Annotated in this window: 18 protein-coding genes; 9 read left to right on the forward strand and 9 right to left on the reverse strand. The window is 74.1% G+C overall.

Annotated elements, in window-relative coordinates:
• Entirely contained in the window at positions 1–849 is an 849-nt protein-coding gene (locus AB5970_RS08790) for a CPBP family intramembrane glutamic endopeptidase (protein ID WP_370503551.1), read from the reverse strand.
• 393 nt (positions 850–1,242) lie between these two features.
• The gene (msrA, locus tag AB5970_RS08795) at positions 1,243–1,911 is read right to left on the reverse strand and encodes a peptide-methionine (S)-S-oxide reductase MsrA (RefSeq protein WP_370503552.1); all 669 of its coding nucleotides are present in this window, start codon (positions 1,909–1,911) and stop codon (positions 1,243–1,245) included.
• A gap of 237 nt (positions 1,912–2,148) precedes the next feature.
• On the opposite strand from msrA, the gene AB5970_RS08800 reads away from it, so the two are divergent.
• The 3 genes from AB5970_RS08800 to ilvA all read left to right on the forward strand — a co-directional run bounded on the left by AB5970_RS08800 (position 2,149) and on the right by ilvA (position 5,965).
• Positions 2,149–3,381, forward strand: coding sequence for a cystathionine gamma-synthase (locus AB5970_RS08800; RefSeq protein WP_370503553.1), 1,233 nt, complete (start codon positions 2,149–2,151; stop codon positions 3,379–3,381).
• 146 nt (positions 3,382–3,527) lie between these two features.
• Positions 3,528–4,766, forward strand: coding sequence for an AI-2E family transporter (locus tag AB5970_RS08805; protein WP_370503570.1), 1,239 nt, complete (start codon positions 3,528–3,530; stop codon positions 4,764–4,766).
• Positions 4,763–5,965, forward strand: a complete 1,203-nt coding sequence (ilvA, locus tag AB5970_RS08810; RefSeq protein ID WP_370503554.1) for a threonine ammonia-lyase — start codon at positions 4,763–4,765, stop codon at positions 5,963–5,965. The genes AB5970_RS08805 and ilvA overlap by 4 nt, the downstream gene beginning before the upstream one ends.
• Before the next feature lie 57 nt (positions 5,966–6,022).
• On the opposite strand, the gene greA is transcribed toward ilvA, so the two are convergent.
• Together greA and AB5970_RS08820 are read right to left on the reverse strand one after the other, a co-directional pair.
• Positions 6,023–6,508: a transcription elongation factor GreA gene (gene greA, locus AB5970_RS08815; protein WP_370503555.1), complete on the reverse strand. Its 486-nt coding sequence runs from the start codon at positions 6,506–6,508 to the stop codon at positions 6,023–6,025.
• A 247-nt stretch (positions 6,509–6,755) separates the two neighbouring features.
• Complete coding sequence (locus AB5970_RS08820) at positions 6,756–7,181, reverse strand: DUF4307 domain-containing protein (protein WP_370503556.1); 426 nt, start codon at positions 7,179–7,181, stop codon at positions 6,756–6,758.
• Between the two features lie 155 nt (positions 7,182–7,336).
• Here AB5970_RS08820 and mca point away from each other — a divergent pair, with 155 nt between their 5' ends.
• From mca to AB5970_RS08835, 3 genes are read left to right on the forward strand one after another with little or no spacing between them, the layout of a single operon-like run.
• On the forward strand, positions 7,337–8,185 hold the full coding sequence (gene mca / locus AB5970_RS08825; protein WP_370503557.1) for a mycothiol conjugate amidase Mca: 849 nt from the start codon (positions 7,337–7,339) through the stop codon (positions 8,183–8,185).
• Complete coding sequence (locus AB5970_RS08830) at positions 8,182–8,577, forward strand: hypothetical protein (protein ID WP_370503558.1); 396 nt, start codon at positions 8,182–8,184, stop codon at positions 8,575–8,577. The genes mca and AB5970_RS08830 overlap by 4 nt, the downstream gene beginning before the upstream one ends.
• Positions 8,574–9,407 (forward strand): carbon-nitrogen hydrolase family protein, encoded by an 834-nt coding sequence (locus AB5970_RS08835; RefSeq protein ID WP_370503559.1) that lies wholly within the window; start codon positions 8,574–8,576, stop codon positions 9,405–9,407. The genes AB5970_RS08830 and AB5970_RS08835 overlap by 4 nt, the downstream gene beginning before the upstream one ends.
• A 4-nt stretch (positions 9,408–9,411) precedes the next feature.
• Here the strand turns inward: AB5970_RS08835 and trhA are convergent, their stop codons facing one another.
• Complete coding sequence (trhA, locus tag AB5970_RS08840; protein ID WP_370503560.1) at positions 9,412–10,155, reverse strand: PAQR family membrane homeostasis protein TrhA; 744 nt, start codon at positions 10,153–10,155, stop codon at positions 9,412–9,414.
• A 216-nt stretch (positions 10,156–10,371) separates the two neighbouring features.
• Between trhA and AB5970_RS08845 the strand changes: the two genes are divergently transcribed.
• Both AB5970_RS08845 and AB5970_RS08850 read left to right on the forward strand, forming a co-directional pair.
• Entirely contained in the window at positions 10,372–11,133 is a 762-nt protein-coding gene (locus tag AB5970_RS08845; protein WP_370503561.1) for an isoprenyl transferase, read from the forward strand.
• A gap of 384 nt (positions 11,134–11,517) precedes the next feature.
• Positions 11,518–12,897 (forward strand): PhoH family protein, encoded by a 1,380-nt coding sequence (locus AB5970_RS08850; RefSeq protein ID WP_370503562.1) that lies wholly within the window; start codon positions 11,518–11,520, stop codon positions 12,895–12,897.
• A 53-nt stretch (positions 12,898–12,950) separates the two neighbouring features.
• Here AB5970_RS08850 and AB5970_RS08855 read toward each other — a convergent pair whose 3' ends face one another.
• A complete protein-coding gene (locus AB5970_RS08855) occupies positions 12,951–13,403 on the reverse strand; it encodes a MarR family winged helix-turn-helix transcriptional regulator (RefSeq protein ID WP_370503563.1) in 453 nt (150 codons plus the stop codon).
• Between the two features lie 57 nt (positions 13,404–13,460).
• On the opposite strand from AB5970_RS08855, the gene AB5970_RS08860 reads away from it, so the two are divergent.
• A complete protein-coding gene (locus tag AB5970_RS08860) occupies positions 13,461–14,042 on the forward strand; it encodes a class I SAM-dependent methyltransferase (protein ID WP_370503564.1) in 582 nt (193 codons plus the stop codon).
• A 6-nt stretch (positions 14,043–14,048) separates the two neighbouring features.
• Here AB5970_RS08860 and AB5970_RS08865 read toward each other — a convergent pair whose 3' ends face one another.
• From AB5970_RS08865 to AB5970_RS08875, 3 genes are all read right to left on the reverse strand, one after another.
• Positions 14,049–14,771: an ABC transporter ATP-binding protein gene (locus tag AB5970_RS08865; RefSeq protein WP_370503565.1), complete on the reverse strand. Its 723-nt coding sequence runs from the start codon at positions 14,769–14,771 to the stop codon at positions 14,049–14,051.
• On the reverse strand, positions 14,768–15,832 hold the full coding sequence (locus tag AB5970_RS08870; protein ID WP_370503566.1) for an ABC transporter ATP-binding protein: 1,065 nt from the start codon (positions 15,830–15,832) through the stop codon (positions 14,768–14,770). The genes AB5970_RS08865 and AB5970_RS08870 overlap by 4 nt, the downstream gene beginning before the upstream one ends.
• Positions 15,833–15,857: 25 nt before the next feature.
• The coding region (locus tag AB5970_RS08875) for an FtsX-like permease family protein (protein WP_370503567.1) at positions 15,858–17,212 on the reverse strand (1,355 nt) is incomplete at its 5' end.

A 17,212-nucleotide genomic window follows, 5' to 3' on the forward strand; every position in this document is an offset into this window, starting at 1 on the left:
CTACGGCCCGCCGGTGACGAAGATGTCGAACAGGTGGGGGTCGTGGGCGTGCACCAGGACGAGGAACACGACCAGGTCGAAGGTCAGGTGGATGGCCACGACGTAGCTCAGCGACGAGGTGCGCCGGAAGATCCAGCCCTGGATGAGCGCGAACGGGATGGTGAGCAGCGGGCCCCACGACCGGTACCCGAGCTCCCAGAGGAACGACACGAACACCGCGGCCTGCAGCAGGTTGGCCAGCCAGAACGGGAAGTGCGCCCGCAGCAGCGCGAGCACCACGCAGATGAAGAACAGCTCGTCCCAGATGCCCACCGCGTTGACGCCGACGAACAGCCGGACGATGTCGTGCGTGCCGTCCAGGTCCGGCCAGTTGCGCCACACCCCCGAGCCCAGGAAGTACGCGGGCAGGATGAGGTACGCGGCCACCGCGACGGCGCCCAGGTACGCCCACTGCCAGCGCTCCCAGCGGCGCCCGGTGCGCACGGGGAAGTGGATCGTGTCGTCCCGGAACACCCGTCGGCTCAGCAGGGTCGGCACGACGACGGCCAGGCCGAGCGCGATCGTGAACCGCGCCATGCCCGCGTTCGAGAGGTCCGCCTTGAGCGAGATCGTGCTGATGATCGCCTGGCCGAGCGCGACGAGGGCCAGGTCCTTGCCCAGGCCCTTGTCGACGAGGAGCCCGAGGCCCACGCCCAGCACGAGCGGGAGGTAGCCGAGCGGGCGGACGTGGACCGCGAAGATCAGGATCGCCGCGCCGCACACGAGCGCGGCGGCGACGACGCGGGCGGCGGACCGGGCGGCCGGGGCGAGGGCCGCCCCGTCGCTGCGCGTCTCGTGCGTGCTCGCCACGTCGCTCACGTGACGTCGAGGGCGCGTGCAGGGGGCTCGGGGGTCACGGGGTGCAGTCTGTCCGCTCGCGGCGCGCGGGGCGAGACGTGGACCGCTGCGAGGCTCCGACCTGGACGTTCGTGCAGGTGGACCGGGGTCCAGCGCCACGTGGACGGCTGTGGACGAGCCGCGCCGGGCGTCGATACGTTCGCGTCGGACCGGCACCCGGGACGACCCGGCCGGTCCACCACGGACGACGCCGAAGGCGGCCGGCACGGGTGACGGGGGACCCCGGGCCGGCCGCGCGGCGGGCGGGTGACCGACGTCGGGGGCGCCTCGGTCACCCGCCCGTACGTCTCCGGGCGCGCAGACGCCCCGCCCGCCGGGACGGCGAGCGGGGCGTGGGGTGTGCGGTCAGGCGCCGGTCGGGCGCGGGCAGGAGACGCCCGTGCCGCCGAGGCCGCAGTAGCCGTTCGGGTTCTTGTCGAGGTACTGCTGGTGGTAGCCCTCGGCGTAGTAGAACGTGCCCGCCTCGTCGGCGGACCGGATCTCCGTGGTGATCGGGCCGAAGCCGACCCGGGTCAGCCGCGGCTGGTACTCGTCGCGCGTGGTGCGGGCGGCCAGCTCCTGCTCGGGCGTGGTGGTGTAGACCGCGGACCGGTACTGGGTGCCGACGTCGTTGCCCTGCCGGTAGCCCTGCGTCGGGTCGTGCGACTCCCAGAACGTGCGGAGCAGGTCGGCGGCCGAGACGACCGACGGGTCGTAGGCGACCATGACCATCTCGGTGTGCCCGGTCTGGCCGGTGCAGGTCTCCTCGTAGGTGGGGAAGGGCGTGAACCCGCCCTGGTAGCCGACGGCCGTCGTCACGACGCCGGGGATCTTCCAGAAGGTGCGCTCGGCACCCCAGAAACAGCCCATCGCGACGTAGAGCACCTCGGTGCCCTCGGGCCAGGGGCCCTGCAGCGGGGTGCCGAGGACGGTGTGCGTCGACGGGATCGTGTACGCGTAGCGGTCGCGACCGGCGAGGGCGCGCTCCGGCTCGACCATCGTGGACTTGAGTGCGGATCCGAACAGCCAGCTCATGACTCTGATTCCTCTCCGGGAGCCCGGTTGGTCACCTGGGTCCTCCCGGCGATCTCAACGGCATCCATCCTGCCCCTGTTCCCGCGGGATGGCCCGGATCCTGGGAATCTCTTGACCGAACGAATACCAGACCAAGACCGCACCCTTCCATGACCTGGAGCGCACCGAGAGCGCACCGAGAGCGCCCCGGCGGGGCTCGTCAGGGACTCGGCGTCCCGAGCGCCTAGCCTGGGACGCGTGACGAACCACGCGCACCCCCACGACGACGACTGGTCCTCCGCAGGCTTCTCGACCCGCGCCATCCATGCAGGTCAGGACCCGGACCCCACCACCGGGGCGGTGGTCCCGCCCATCTACGCCACCTCGACCTACAAGCAGGACGGCGTCGGCGGCCTGCGCGGCGGGTACGAGTACTCGCGCTCGGCCAACCCGACCCGTACCGCGCTCGAGTCGGCGCTGGCCGCCGCCGAGGGCGGCGCGGCCGGCTTCGCCTTCTCGTCGGGCCTCGCCGCCGAGGACACCCTGCTGCGCGCGACCCTGCGCCCGGGCGACCACGTCGTCATCCCGAACGACGCCTACGGCGGCACGTACCGGCTGATCGCGCGCGTGTTCGGCCCGTGGGGCATCGAGCACACGCCGGTGGACCTGTCCGACGCCGACGCCGTCCTGGCCGCCATCCAGCCCGGCCGCACGAAGGTCGTCTGGGTCGAGACCCCGACCAACCCCCTGCTCGGCATCGCGGACATCGCCGTGCTCGCGGCGCACGCGCGGGCGGCGGGGGCGCTGCTCGTCGTCGACAACACCTTCGCCACCCCGTACCTGCAGCAGCCGCTCGCGCTGGGCGCCGACGTCGTCGTCCACTCGACGACCAAGTACATCGGCGGGCACTCGGACGTGGTCGGCGGCGCGCTCGTGGTGGCCGACGGGGCCCAGGTGCCGGTCGGGCTGGCGGCGCCCACCGGGACGACGAGCCTCGCCGACGCCGTCCGGTTCCACCAGAACGCCTCGGGCGCGGTGGCGGGGCCGTTCGACGCCTGGCTGACGCTGCGCGGGCTCAAGACGCTCGCCGTGCGCATGGACCGGCACGTCCGCAACGCCACCGCGGTCGCGGAGTTCCTCGCCGGGCACGATGCCGTGACCTCGGTGATCTACCCCGGGCTCCCGAGCCACCCCGGGCACGAGGTCGCCGCGCGGCAGATGAGCGGGTTCGGCGGCATGGTGTCCTTCCGCACGGGCAGCGAGGCGTCGGCGCTCGCGTTCTGCGCCGCGACGCACGTGTTCACGCTCGCGGAGTCGCTGGGCGGCGTGGAGTCGCTGGTCGAGCACCCGCACAAGATGACGCACGGGTCGGTGGCCGGCACCGAGCTCGAGGTCCCCGACGACCTCGTGCGCCTGTCGGTCGGCATCGAGGACGTCGCCGACCTGATCGCCGACCTCGAGGCCGCGCTGGCCGCTGGGCGCGACGCGTGAGCAGCTCCGGCCTGGCGGTGGGGGACGGGTCCGCGACGTCGGACGACGCGGACCGCGTCGCGGGCAGGCGAGGGGCGCCCGGTCCGGGTGCACCGGCGACGACCGGGGTCGTCCCGGCGGCGGACGGTCAGCCGGTCCCGCCCTCGGTGCGCAACGCCGCGGCGTGGTCGTGGCGGCTGCTGCTCATCGGCGCGGCCCTCGCCGTGCTGCTCTGGCTGCTGAACGAGCTCAAGGTCGTCGTGGTCCCCATCGCGGTCGCCCTGCTGCTCACCGTGCTGCTCACCCCGTTCGTCGGCTGGCTCCAGCGCACGCTGCGCGTGCCCCGGGTGGCGGCCGTGGCGATCTCGGTCGCCGGGCTGGTCCTGGTCGTCGCGGGGCTGCTCACGCTGGCGGGGCGGTCGATCGTCAAGGGGTTCGGCCAGCTGTGGGACCAGGCGGCGCAGGGCATCGACAAGCTGACCGCGTGGCTGGCCCAGGGCCCGCTGCAGCTGACCACCACCGACATCTCGGGGTGGCTCGACAAGATCCAGGGGTCGCTCAGCGGCGGCAGCTCGGAGCTCGTCTCGGGCGCGCTGCACGCGACCACCACGGTCGCCCACGTGGCGGCCGGCGCCCTGATCGCGCTGTTCTGCACGTTCTTCTTCCTGCTCGACGGCCGCTCGATCTGGGCGTGGGTGGTCGGCCTGCTCCCGCGCGGCTCCCGCGAGCACGTGCACCAGGCGGGCCGGCGCGGGCTGGTGACGCTCGGCGCCTACACGCGCACGCAGATCCTGGTCGCGGCCGTCGACGCCCTCGGCATCGGGCTGGGCGCCGCGATCCTGCAGGTCCCGCTGGCCCTGCCGCTCGCCGTGCTGGTGTTCCTCGGCTCGTTCATCCCGATCGTCGGCGCCGTGGTCACGGGCTCGGTCGCGATCCTCGTCGCCCTCGTCTCCAACGGTCCGGCGTCGGCCATCTGGATGCTGGTCGTGGTCATCCTCGTCCAGCAGCTCGAGGGGCACGTGCTGCAGCCGTTCCTCATGGGCCACGCCGTGTCGCTGCACCCGGTCGCCGTGCTGCTCTCGGTGGCCGCGGGGTCGTTCGTCGCGGGGATCGTGGGCGCGCTGTTCGCCGTGCCGCTCGTGGCCACCGTCAACACGGTGCTCCTCTACCTGCACGGGCACGACAAGTTCCCGCAGCTCGGCACCGACGACCACGTGCCCGTCCGCGGCCGGGGCCACCCGGTGCTCGACCGCGCGATCGCGCAGGTGGCCGAGGCGACGTCCGAGCGGGTGGCGACGCAGGCCGAGGCCGAGGACCGCGACGAGCCCGACGCCCCCACCGCGGGGACGGAGACGAGGGACGCGGGCGAGCCCGGCGGCGCCGACGACGACGCGAGCCGGCGATGAGCCGGCTCGACGACGTCCGCGCGGCCGCCCAGCTGCTCGAGGGCGTCGCGGACCGGACCCCGGTCCAGCTGAGCCGAGCGCTGTCGCACCTGGTGGGCGCCGACGTCTGGCTCAAGTGCGAGAACCTGCAGCGCGCGGGGTCGTTCAAGCTGCGCGGCGCGTACGTGCGCATGGCCCGGCTCTCGCCCGAGGAGCAGGCGCGCGGGGTCGTCGCCGCGAGCGCCGGGAACCACGCCCAGGGCGTCGCGCTCGCGGCCCGGATCCTCGGCATCACCGCCGTCGTGTACATGCCGGCCGACGCGGCGCTGCCCAAGATCGCGGCGACCCGGGACTACGGCGCGCACGTCGAGCTCGTCGGGGCGTCGGTGGACGAGGCGCTCATCCACGCCCGGCAGTACGCCGAGCGGACCGGGGCCATCCTCATCCACCCCTTCGACCACGAGGACGTCGTCGCCGGGCAGGGCACGATCGCGCTCGAGATCGTCGAGCAGGTGCCCGACGTGGCGACCGTGGTGGTGCAGATCGGCGGCGGGGGGCTGGCGGCCGGCGTCGTCGCGACGCTGGCGGAGCTGCGGCCGGAGGTGCGCGTCATCGGCGTGCAGGCGGCGCGGGCCGCCAGCTACCCCGGCTCGCTGGCCGCGGGACACCCGATCCCGGCGCCCGAGCTGCGGACCATGGCCGACGGCATGGCGGTCGGCACGCCCGGCGTCGTGCCCTTCGGCATCCTCGCGGAGCACCACATCGAGGTCCGCACGGTCTCCGAGGAGGACCTGTCGCAGGCCCTGCTGCTGGTGGCCGAGCGCGCGAAGATGCTGGTCGAGCCGTCCGGCGCCGCGTCCGTCGCCGCGCTGATGGCGGGCGTGGGCGAGGTGAAGGGGCCGGTCGTCGCGATCCTGTCGGGCGGCAACATCGACCCGCTGGTGCTCATGCGCGTCGTGCGGCACGGCCTCGCGTCCGCCGGCCGGTACCTGCAGCTGCGGGTCCGGCTGGACGACACCCCGGGAGCCCTCGCGGCGCTGCTCAAGGACCTGGCCGACACGGGCGGGAACGTCATGCACGTCTCGCACGCCCGGACGGTCGGGGACCTGCAGCTGTACGAGGTCGCGATCGAGGTGCAGGTCGAGACCAAGGGCCCCGACCACTGCCGCTACGTGGTGCAGCAGCTCAAGGCGGCGGGCTACCGGCTCACGGACAGCTGACGCGCGAACGAGGCGCCACCCCCGCGGGGATGGCGCCTCGTCCGACGTGCGGCGGGGTCAGCCCGCGAAGGGCTTCGCGTCCGTGATCTCGACCGGGATCTCGCGCCCGTTGGGGGCGGTGTAGCTGGTCGAGTCGCCGATCTTGCAGCCGTTGATCGCCTCGCCGAGCGGGGACGTCGGGGAGAAGACCTCGATGTCCGAGGTCCCGGCGATCTCGCGCGAGCCGAGCAGGAAGACCATCTCGTCGCCGGCGACGACCGCCGTGACGACCATGCCGGGCTCGACGACCCCGTCGTCCGGGGGCGTGCCGATCTGCACGTTGCGCAGCTTCTCCTTGAGCTCGCGGATGCGAGCCTCCTGCTTCGCCTGCTCCTCGCGCGCGGCGTGGTAGCCGCCGTTCTCCTTGAGGTCGCCCTCGTCGCGGGCAGCGGCGATGCGCGAGGTGACCTCCGCGCGGCCCTCTCCTTCGAGGCGTGCGAGCTCAGCCGTGAGGCGGTCGTAGGCCTCCTGGGTCAGCCAGGTGGCCGCCGTCGTATCGGTCACGATCGCTCCTTTCCTTGCGTGTGTGCCGGAGATGCAGGGCGGTACGCCGCGGGGGCGTGCGCTCGGCAGTCCGGTCGGCCGGAGGCATCCAAGGACACGTCCGGTGATCGGGTACTGAAGGGGTGCTCCGCCGTTCCCTCTCGGTCGCGTCGACCGCTGCTGGTGCCGGACCGGGGCGGCGTCGAAACGACAAGGATAGCAAGGTGGCGCGGCGGGAGGCCCAGAATCACCCGTCCGAGGGGTCCGCTCAGGGCGTTCCGGCCGGGTCGTCCACCAGGTCGCAGCGTTCGACCGTGCCGCTCACCGCGAGCTCCGTGGTCTGTACGGTCGCGGTGACGCGCCGGGTCGCGGTGTCGGCGGGGCCGACGTCCACCGTGCGCACGCCGACCTCGCCGTACGACTCCGAGAGGGCGGTGACGGTGCAGGTCACCGTCGCCTCCTTGGGCTTGGTCACCTCGAACGTGACGTCGATGGAGCGCGACCCGTCCACCGCGAAGCCGACGTCCTTCCACGACACCGGCTGCCCCGCCATGTTGAGGCCGATCCAGATCACCACGGCGACGCCGACCACGGCGGCGACCACGAGGCCGAGGCGGCCGCGGCGGGCCGACCGCTCCGTGGGTTCCGGCCCGTAGCGCCCGGCCGGTGGTCGGGTGGCGGGCGTGTCGGTCACGGGGCTCCTCGAGCGGCCCTGCAGGGCGCGCGGTGCGATGGCGCGGCGGGGGTGCCGCGTAGGCGATCATTGTCTCTCGTCCAACCACCCGCCTGAGCCGAGAAGCCGGGCGACCGACGGGAGGCCCCGAGGTGACCGGAGAGCGGCTGCGCCTGATGGCAGTGCACGCCCACCCCGACGACGAGTCGAGCAAGGGCGCCGCGACCACGGCGAAGTACGTGGCGGAGGGCGTCGAGGTCCTCGTCGTCTCGTGCACCGGCGGCGAGCGCGGGGACGTGCTCAACCCGCAGCACCCGCCGGTCGAGGGCGGACTGGACGGCATGCGGGAGTACCGGCGCCACGAGATGGCCGCCGCGGCGGCCGCGCTCGGCGTGCAGCACCGGTGGCTCGGCTTCGTCGACTCCGGGCTGCCCGAGGGCGACCCGCTGCCCCCGCTGCCCGAGGGGTGCTTCGCGCTGGTCCCGCTCGAGGACGCGTCGGCCCCCCTGGTCGAGCTGGTCCGTGAGTTCCGTCCGCACGTGATCACCACGTACGACCCGTCGGGCGGCTACCCGCACCCCGACCACATCATGTGCCACCGCGTGTCGGTCGAGGCGTTCGAGGCGGCGGGCGACCCGGAGCGGTACGTCGGCCGGGGCGAGCCGTGGACGCCGTCGAAGCTGTACTACAACCACGGCTTCTCGCTCGCGCGCATGCGGGCCGTGCACGACGCGATCGTCGCCGCCGGCCGGGAGTCCCCGTTCGGCGACTGGCTGGACTCCCGCCAGGCCCGCGAGGTGCCCGAGCGCGAGATCACCACGCGGATCGAGTGCTCGGCGTACTTCGACCAGCGCGACGACGCCCTGCGCGCGCACGCGACGCAGATCGACCCGGACGGCTTCTTCTTCGCCGTCCCCCGCGAGCTCGAGATCGCGCAGTGGCCCACGGAGGAGTACGAGCTGGCGACGTCCCGCGTGCCCGTCTCGCTGCCCGAGGACGACCTGTTCGCGGGACTGCGCTCGTGATCGCCGCGCTGCTGCTGGCCGCGCCGGCGCCCAGCCCCTCGCCGACGGACGTGAACATCGACGGCACGCCCGTCGGGTCCCCGGGGTTCCTCGGGTTCGTGTTCACGTTCCTGCTCGCGGTGGCGCTCGTCTTCCTGTTCCTCTCGCTGACCAAGCAGCTGCGCGTGGTCGACCGGCGGGCCAAGAAGCTGGGCCTCGACGACGACGCGGACGACCAGGCCGACGACCCCCACGCGGACCGGGGGCTGGTCGACGCCGGTGCCGCGGGCCCCGACTCCGAGGTGGACGCGGACGTCGAGGTGGCGCTGCGGGACTACCTCGCCGACGAGCCGCCGGCCGACCCGACGGCGCCCGACCGGCCCGGTCCCGAGACCCCGCGCGACCCCCGGTGAGCACCGCGCCCGAGCCCCCGCGGCGGCCGTCCGTCCGGGTCACCGTGGCGCAGCTGCGGGTCAGCGACGACCACGGCGCCAACCGGCAGGTGGTCGAGGACGCATTCGACATCGCCGCGCGCGCCCGGGCCGACCTGCTCGTGGTGCCCGAGTACGCGTCGGGGTTCGACCCGCGTGGGGTGGGCGTCGAGCACGCCGAGCCGCTGGACGGCCCGTTCGTGCACATGCTCCGCGCGCGGGCCGCCGCGACCGGCGTGGCGGTGCTGGCCGGCGTCACGATGCCGGCCGACGGCGACGACCCGCGCGCCGTCAACGCGGTCGTGGCGGTCGACGGCAGCGGTGCGCTGGTCGGCGTCTACCGCAAGGTGCACCTGTACGACGCCTTCGGGCAGCGGGAGTCCGACCGCCTGGCGCCCGGGCCCGCGGACGCGCCGCCGCTCGTGCTCGAGGTGGGTGGCCTGACGTTCGGCGTGCTGACCTGCTACGACCTGCGGTTCCCCGAGTCGGCGCGCCGGGTGGTCGACGCCGGGGCGCAGGTGCTGGTCGTGCCCGCCGCGTGGGCGGCCGGGGAGCTCAAGGCGATGCACTGGCGGACGCTCGCGATCGCCCGGGCCATCGAGAACACCGCGGCCGTGGTCGCCGTCGGCCAGGCCGGCAAGGGGGTCACGGGTCGCTCGATCGTCGTGGCGCCCGACGGCGTGGTCGGGCTGGAGATGGACGAGGAGCCGCAGGTGCGCACCGTGGACGTCGACGGCGCGGCGCTGCTCGGTGTGCGGGAGCAGAACCCGTCGCTGGCCAACCGGCGCTACACCGTCGTGCCGATCGCCTGACGGCTCAGGCCGAGCCGTACGCCGCGATCGACACCGCGATGTAGTGGCACGTGAACCCGACGACGGTCAGCGCGTGGAAGATCTCGTGGAACCCGAACCAGCGCGGGCTCGGGTTGGGCCACTTGGTGCCGTAGACCACGGCGCCGAGGGTGTACGCGAGCCCGCCGACCGCGATGAGCGCGACGATCGCGGTGCCACCGGCCCGGTAGAACGCGGGGAAGAACCAGACGGCCACCCAGCCGAGCGCCACGTACACGGGCACGTAGACCCAGCGGGGGGCGCCGAGCCAGAAGATGCGCGCCAGCAGCCCGATCAGGGCCCCCGACCACACGACGATGAGCAGCACGCGGGCGGTGGTCGCCGGCAGCAGCAGCACGGCCAGCGGCGTGTACGTGCCGGCGATGATGAGGAAGATGTTGGTGTGATCGAGCCGCCGCAGCACGGCCGCGGTGGTGGGCGACCAGTGCCCCCGGTGGTAGAACGCGCTGGTGCCGAAGAGCATCACGGCGGTCACTCCGAAGACCGCGGTGGACCACTTGGCCTCGGGCGTCGGCGAGAGCACCACGAGCACGATCGACGCGACCAGCACGAACGGGGAGACGCCCGCGTGGATCCAGCCCCGCAGGTGCGGCTTGACCGACTCGGTGACGCGTTCGACGATCCCGGCCTGCTCCTCGGTCGCGGTGGGCGACGGGGCCGCGGGCTGCGCACCGGAGGGTCCCGGGGCGGGCGCGGGGGAGGGGCTCATGGGACCGGGCTCGATTCGTCAGCGGGAACCTACGAGACCGTAGGTTACGACACCGTAGGTAAGGGTGTCGACCACGGCGCACGCGATGTGACGCGGTCGTCCCGACCCCACCGAACGTACCCCGCGAGATGGCCGCGGGCACGACCGAAGGTCCCTCCGCGGGCCCCCGCGGCGAGTACGGTGAGCGAGTCCCGTCGCCCGGTCGAAGGAGTGCGTGTGCGTCTGCCCCACCCGCTCTACGGGCTGTACGAACGCCGGCTGGCGGCGTCGCTCCCGAAGGACGGGCTCCCGCGCCACGTCGGGGTGATCCTCGACGGCAACCGGCGGTGGGCGCGCAACCAGGGGGAGTCCACCCGGCACGGGCACCAGGCGGGCGCGGACAAGATCGCGGACCTGCTGCAGTGGAGCGAGGACATCGGCGTCGAGGTGGTGACGCTGTGGATGCTGTCCACGGACAACCTCGCCCGCAGCGCCGACGAGCTCGAGCCGCTGCTGGAGATCATCGAGGACGCGGTCGGCTCGCTGGCGGCGACGCGGCGGTGGCGCATCCAGGCGGTGGGCTCCCTCGAGCTGCTGCCCGACCAGACGGTCAAGGCCCTCGTCGCCGCGCAGGACGCCACGGCCGACGTGGTGGGCCTGCACGTCAACGTCGCGGTCGGCTACGGCGGCCGCAGGGAGATCGCGGACGCCGTGAAGTCGTTCCTGCGGGAGCACGCGGAGGCCGGGTCGAGCCTGGACGAGCTGGCCGAGGCGTTCGACGTCGAGCACATCGCCGAGCACCTGTACACCAAGGGGCAGCCCGACCCCGAGCTGGTGATCCGGACCTCCGGCGAGCAGCGGCTCGGGGGGTTCCTGCTGTGGCAGAGCGCGCACTCGGAGTTCTACTTCTGCGAGGCCTACTGGCCCGACTTCCGGCGCGTCGACTTCCTCCGCGCGGTCCGTGCGTACGCGGCCCGGGAGCGTCGCGGGGGGCGCTGAAGACGCGCGGGTGGCGACCGGGCGAAATGTTCGAGGGCCCGGGAACGCCTCCGTCGCCGTTCCAGCGCTCCGACCTGCGGCTCTGCCGGAGGGCGTCGTCGGCGGCCCCTGAACCGCCCGCGCCGCACAGGTGAACACCGTGTAACACCTTCGCGTGTCGTGCCGGACGGGTGTCCGACCGGGCTTATGTTCCGGCGTAGAGGACGGCGTCCGCCGTCCCCGGGAGGCCAGCCCATGGAGCATCCGCTCCGGGAGGTGGGCCGGATCCGGCCCTCGGCCGACCGCCCCCGTCCCGTCGCCGTTCGTCGGTGCGTGGTCCTGCTCTGGCAGGACGCCGGCGTCCGGTGCCCGTCGCGGCGCACGTAGCGCCGGAGGGAGCCTGCCGTGGTCAGCAACGCGCAGCACGACACCGAGTCCACGACGCCCGAGGAGACACTCGACGGGCGTCGGACACACGTGCTGGACACCTCGGTCCTGCTGTCCGACCCGCGGGCGATCCTCCGCTTCGCCGAGCACGACGTGGTCCTGCCCGTCGTCGTGATCACCGAGCTCGAGGCCAAGCGCCACCACGCCGAGCTGGGCTACTTCGCCCGCGCGGCGCTGCGGATGCTGGACGACCTGCGCATCGAGCACGGGCGCCTCGACACCCCGATCCCGCTGGGCGAGGACGGGGGCACCCTGCGCGTCGAGCTGAACCACACCGACCCGACCGTGCTGCCCGCCGGCTTCCGGCTGGGCGACAACGACACCCGGATCCTCGCCGTGGCGGCCAACCTCGCCGCCGAGGGCAAGGACGTCACGGTCGTCTCCAAAGACCTGCCGATGCGGGTCAAGGCGTCGGCGGTCGGCCTGCGGGCCGAGGAGTACCGGGCCGAGCTGGCCGTGGACTCGGGCTGGACGGGGATGGACGCGCTCGACCTGGCCGAGCAGCAGATGGCCGACCTGTGGGAGCACGAGTCGGTCGCGCTGGCCGACGTGCCCACCGGCTTCGGTGGCAGCACCACCAACCCGAACGACCTGCTCTGCCACACCGGCGTCGTGCTGCACAGCCCCCGCGGCTCGGCGCTCGGGCGGGTCACCGCCGACAAGCACGTGCAGCTGGTGCGCGGCGACCAGGACGTGTTCGGCCTGCACGGCCGCAGCGCCGAGCAGCGGATCGCGATCGACCTGCTCCTCGACGAGGAGATCGGCATCGTCTCGCTGGGCGGGCGCGCCGGCACGGGCAAGTCGGCGCTGGCCCTGTGCGCGGGCCTCGAGGCCGTGCTCGAGCGCCGTCAGCACCGCAAGGTCATGGTCTTCCGGCCGCTCTACGCGGTGGGCGGCCAGGACCTCGGCTACCTGCCCGGCAGCGCCGACGAGAAGATGAACCCCTGGGCGCAGGCCGTGTTCGACACCCTCGGGGCGCTGGTCTCCAAGGAGGTCGTCGAGGAGATCATGGACCGCGACATCCTCGAGGTCCTGCCACTCACCCACATCCGCGGGCGCTCGCTGCACGACGCGTTCGTGATCGTCGACGAGGCCCAGTCGCTCGAGCGCAACGTCCTGCTCACGGTCCTCTCGCGCATCGGGCAGAGCTCGCGCGTGGTGCTCACGCACGACGTGGCGCAGCGCGACAACCTGCGCGTCGGGCGGCACGACGGTGTCGCCGCGGTGATCGAGGCGCTCAAGGGCCACCCGCTCTTCGCGCACGTGACGCTCACGCGCTCGGAGCGCTCGCCCGTCGCGGCGCTGGTCACCGAGCTGCTGGAGGGCATCGAGGTCTGACGCTCGACGGACGCCCGGGTTCCCGCGTCGGGGAGCCCGGGCGTCCGTGCGTCTCAGGCGTGCCCGTCGAGCTCCCGGACCAGGGCGCCGAGCCCGACGGCGAGCGCGTGCCGCTCCTCCGGCGTCAGGCGCGCGAGCAGGTGCCCGTGGTGCTCCCGCAGGTCGGCGCCGACCCGGTCCGCCACGTCGCGGCCCTCCGCGGTGAGCCGCAGCCGGTAGAGCCGGCGGTCGTCCGCGTCCCGCTCGCGGGAGAGCCAGCCGCGGTCCTCCATCCCGGCGGCGAGCCGGCTCACGGTGCTCTTCTCCAGGCCGAGGCGCGCCGCGAGCTCCTGCTGGGAGAGCGAGCCCGCCTCGGCCAGCTCCCCGAGCGCGAAGGTCTCGGACATCGAGAGCCGCACGCCGCCGTGCTCGTGCGGGGTCTGGACGGCCTCGAGCAGCCCGCTGGTCCGCGCGAGCTGCTGGAAGAACCGCCGCAGGTCGTCGTCCGGAAAGGTTGTGGCGTACAACTGTTTCGCCTACGCTCTCGCTAAGAGTTGTGACATACAACTGTATCGGAGGACGTCATGACCACGGCGCTGCACCACGCACGCGAGAGCATGCTCGGGCTCGTCCACCACCCGGCGCAGTACGGCAGGTTCGCCGGCCACCTCGCGTCCGGCCTCTACCGGCGGGTGGCCCGCGACGTCGGCGCGCTCGGGCTGCCGGCCGGGGCCCGCGTGCTCGACGTGGGCACCGGACCGGGGGCGCTGCCGCTGTTGATCGCGCAGGACCGGCCGGACCTGGTGATCGACGCGATCGACCTCGCGCCGGAGATGATCGCGCAGGCCCAGGCGTCGAGCACCGGGTCCGTCACGTTCGCGGTCGCGGACGTCGCGCGCCTGCCGTGGCCTGACGCCACCTTCGACCTCGTGGTCTCGACGATCAGCCAGCACCACTGGGTGGACCCGACGGCCGGGATGGCCGAGGTCCGTCGCGTGCTGCGACCCGGCGGGCGCGCGTGGATCTACGACTTCCGCTGGGCGCTCTCGCGCGCGCAGCGGGCCGCCGAACCCCTCGACGCCGGCACCAGCGTGGCGCGCCAGAGCCCGCTCGACGGCTCGGCGTGGTTCAGCCCGATCGGGCGGCTGGTGCTGCGCCCCGCCTGAGCGAGCTCAGCCCTCGATCAGCTGCCCGTCGGCGATGTGCAGCACGCGGTCGGCCAGCGACACCATCAGCGGGTCGTGCGTCGAGACGATGGCGGTCATGCCCTCGGCCTCGACGACCGCGCGGATGAGGGCCATGACGGCCGTGCCGGTCTCGGTGTCCAGCTGGCCGGTCGGCTCGTCGGCCACCAGCAGGCGCGGCGAGTTGGCCAGCGAGCGCGCGATGGCCACGCGCTGCTGCTGGCCGCCCGACAGCTCGCCGGGGCGCTGGAGCGCGTGGGGGCCGAGCCCGACGAGGTCGAGCAGCAGCCGGACCCGGTCCTCGCGGTCCTTGGTGGGCAGCTTGCGCAGCCGCAGCGGCACCCCGACGTTCTCCGCGGCCGACAGCACCGGCACCAGGCCGAACGTCTGGAACACGAACGACACGACGTCGCGCCGCAGGTCGACCAGGCCGCGCTCGTCGAGCGTCGAGACCTCCCGCCCGTCGACGACGACGCGGCCCTCGTCGGGCCGGTCCAGGCCCCCGACGACGTTGAGCAGGGTCGTCTTGCCGGAGCCCGACCGGCCGACCAGGGCGACGAGCTCCCCGGGCTCGACGGTGAACGAGACGTCCCGCAGGGCGTGCACGGCGCCCGTGCCCGAGCCGTAGGTGCGGCTCACGTGCTCGACGCGGACGACCGCGTCGGTCGCGCTCGCCGTGGGAGCAGCCGGGGTGGCGGTCGTGGTGGTCATCGGCCGGTCTCCTCGCGGAGGCTGACGGCGCGCGTCGTCCCGGTGGTCGTCGGGGCGTCCACCACGGCGGCGGACGAGTGCCGGCCGGCGGGGCGTCCCGGCGGGCCGCCCACGTCCCGGGTGGGCACCGGCCGGTCCGGCCAGAGCGAGACGTGCGACTCCTCCAGCGCGAGGCGCACGCGCCCGACCAGGTTCAGCGCGTCGCGGTAGTCCTTCGGCAGCTGGACGCGGCCCGCCCGGTCGAGCACCGCGAGCTCCTCGGCCACCACGTGCTCGGTGCCGTCCTCGCGCGTGTGGGTGCGCCGCACGGTCTCCGAGCTGGTGCGGCCGTCGCGGATGGCCACGGTCCGCTGCACGTGCTCGCTGACCCCGGGGTCGTGCGTGACGACGACCACCGTGGTGCCCAGCTCGCGGTTGACGGTCCGGAGCCCCTCGAGGACGTCGTGCGAGGTCGCGGAGTCGAGCTCCCCGGTGGGCTCGTCGGCGAAGAGGACCTGCGGCGCGTTGGCCAGGGCGACCGCGATGGCGACGCGCTGCTGCTCGCCGCCGGACATCTGCCCGGGGCGCCGCTGCGCGCAGTAGCCGACGCCCAGCACCTCGAGCAGCTCGGCGGCGCGGCGGTCGCGCTCCGCGCGCCGCACCCCGGACAGCGCGAGCGGGAAGGCGACGTTCTCCGTGGCGGTGAGGTACGGCACGACGTTGCGGGCGGTCTGCTGCCAGACGAAGCCGACCATCGAGCGCCGGTACTGCACGCGCTGCGTGGCCGACATCGCCATGAGGTCCCACGGGCCCACGCGCACGCGCCCGGCCGTGGGCACGTCGAGGCCGGACAGCACGGACAGCAGGGTCGACTTGCCGGACCCGGAGGCCCCGACGATCGCGACCAGCTCCCCGGGCTCGACCAGCAGGTCGAGGCCCTGGAGGGCCTGCACCTCGATGCCCTCGGACTGGTAGATCCGCACCAGCGAGTCGCACACGATGAGCGCGTGCTCGCCGAACGCCCCCGTGCGCTGCTGGGCCCGCTGCTCGAGCGCGCCGAGCGTGGTCTCCGTGACGGTCACGTCTGCCTCCCTGGTCCCCGAACGGTCATCGCTCGCCCACCCGCAGTACCTCACCCAGCCGGTCGCGCCGGCGGACGGCCGACTCGACCACGACGGCGACCCCGAGCGCCGCCAGCACGACGGCCGCGGCGCCCACGATCGGCACCCACGTGACCTGCAGCGTCGTCGCCGCGGGGTCGCCGGTGACCAGGTCGAGCCCGAGCGCGCCGGTGAGCATCCACGGCACCGCGATCCCGACGGCCGTCCCCGCCAGCAGCGCGGCGACCGCGAGCGGCGCCAGCTCGCCGAAGGTCATCGCGCGCGCCGTGCGGGCGTCGAGGCCCAGGGTCCGCAGCGCGGACAGCGTCCGGCCGCGCTCGCGCGACGTCGCCACGACCGTGAGCACCAGCGCGATCGCCGCGTAGCCCGCCAGCGCCGCGCCGACGCCCGTGAGCAGCAGGAGCAGGCCGGAGGTCAGCGGCGACGCACGCCAGGTGCTCAACCACGTGGAGCGCTCGGTGACGGTGATGCTCTCGGGCAGGGCCGCCGCGCGGACGGCCTCGACGGCGCCGGGCCCGTCGACCCAGGCGGTCGACGCCGGCAGGTCGACGCCGCTCGTGGCCGCGAAGCGCGCCCGGTCGACGATCACGAACGCGTCCGCGCCGGCCGGGGCGTTGTTCGCCTTCACGGGGATGACGGGCGGGTGCAGCGCGGTGCCGACGATGTCGAGGTCGACGAACCCGGACTTCCCGATGACCGCGGGCTGCACCAGCGCGGCCGTGCTCTCGAGGGAGGGCGAGATGAGCGCGGAGACCCCGGAGCCCTCGCCGAGACCCGCCAGCCCGGCGTCCACCGGTCGCCCGGCCGCGGCCAGCACGGTCGCCAGGTCGGCCGCGTCGACCAGCAGCAGCCGCGCCTTGGTGCCGCTCTCCTTGCCGAACGTCCGGTCGCCCAGCGCGAGGGCGCCGGCGACGGCGGTGACCCCGGGCTCGCGACGCAGCGCGTCGAGCGTCTCGGGCGGGATCGTCCCGTCGAGCCGCACGGGGGCGCCGACGACGATGTCGGCCGCGACGACCTGTCCGCGCTGCACCGTCACGGCCGTGGTGCCGCAGAACACGACGAGCGCGATCGCGACGGTCAGGGTGAGCAGCGGGACCCGGGTGCCGGCGGTGCCGGCGGCCCGCGCGGTGGCGATGACCGGCGTCAGCCCGGGCCGGTGGGCCGCGGCACGGGACAGACCCCGCAGGACGGGGGGCAGCGCTCGCGCGACGAGGAGGGTCGCGGCCGTCGCCAGGAGTACCGGGGTCGACGCGAGCAGCGGGTCGACCCCGCCGGTGGCGGTCTGGAGCAGCCCGCGCGCCCGCACGGACACCAGCGCCGCGGCGGCGAGCGCGACGAGGG

This window comes from Cellulomonas sp. ICMP 17802, from assembly GCF_041295535.1.
GTDB lineage: Bacteria > Actinomycetota > Actinomycetes > Actinomycetales > Cellulomonadaceae > Cellulomonas.

Excerpts from the sequence above, each read along its gene's own strand:
- trhA (WP_370503560.1), bottom strand. The coding sequence starts at position 10,155 with ATGAGCCCCTCCCCCGCGCCCGCCCCGGGACCCTCCGGTGCGCAGCCC.
- AB5970_RS08860 (WP_370503564.1), top strand. The coding sequence starts at position 13,461 with ATGACCACGGCGCTGCACCACGCACGCGAGAGCATGCTCGGGCTCGTC.
- msrA (WP_370503552.1), bottom strand. The coding sequence starts at position 1,911 with ATGAGCTGGCTGTTCGGATCCGCACTCAAGTCCACGATGGTCGAGCCG.
- AB5970_RS08865 (WP_370503565.1), bottom strand. The coding sequence starts at position 14,771 with ATGACCACCACGACCGCCACCCCGGCTGCTCCCACGGCGAGCGCGACC.
- mca (WP_370503557.1), top strand. The coding sequence starts at position 7,337 with ATGGCAGTGCACGCCCACCCCGACGACGAGTCGAGCAAGGGCGCCGCG.
- ilvA (WP_370503554.1), top strand. The coding sequence starts at position 4,763 with ATGAGCCGGCTCGACGACGTCCGCGCGGCCGCCCAGCTGCTCGAGGGC.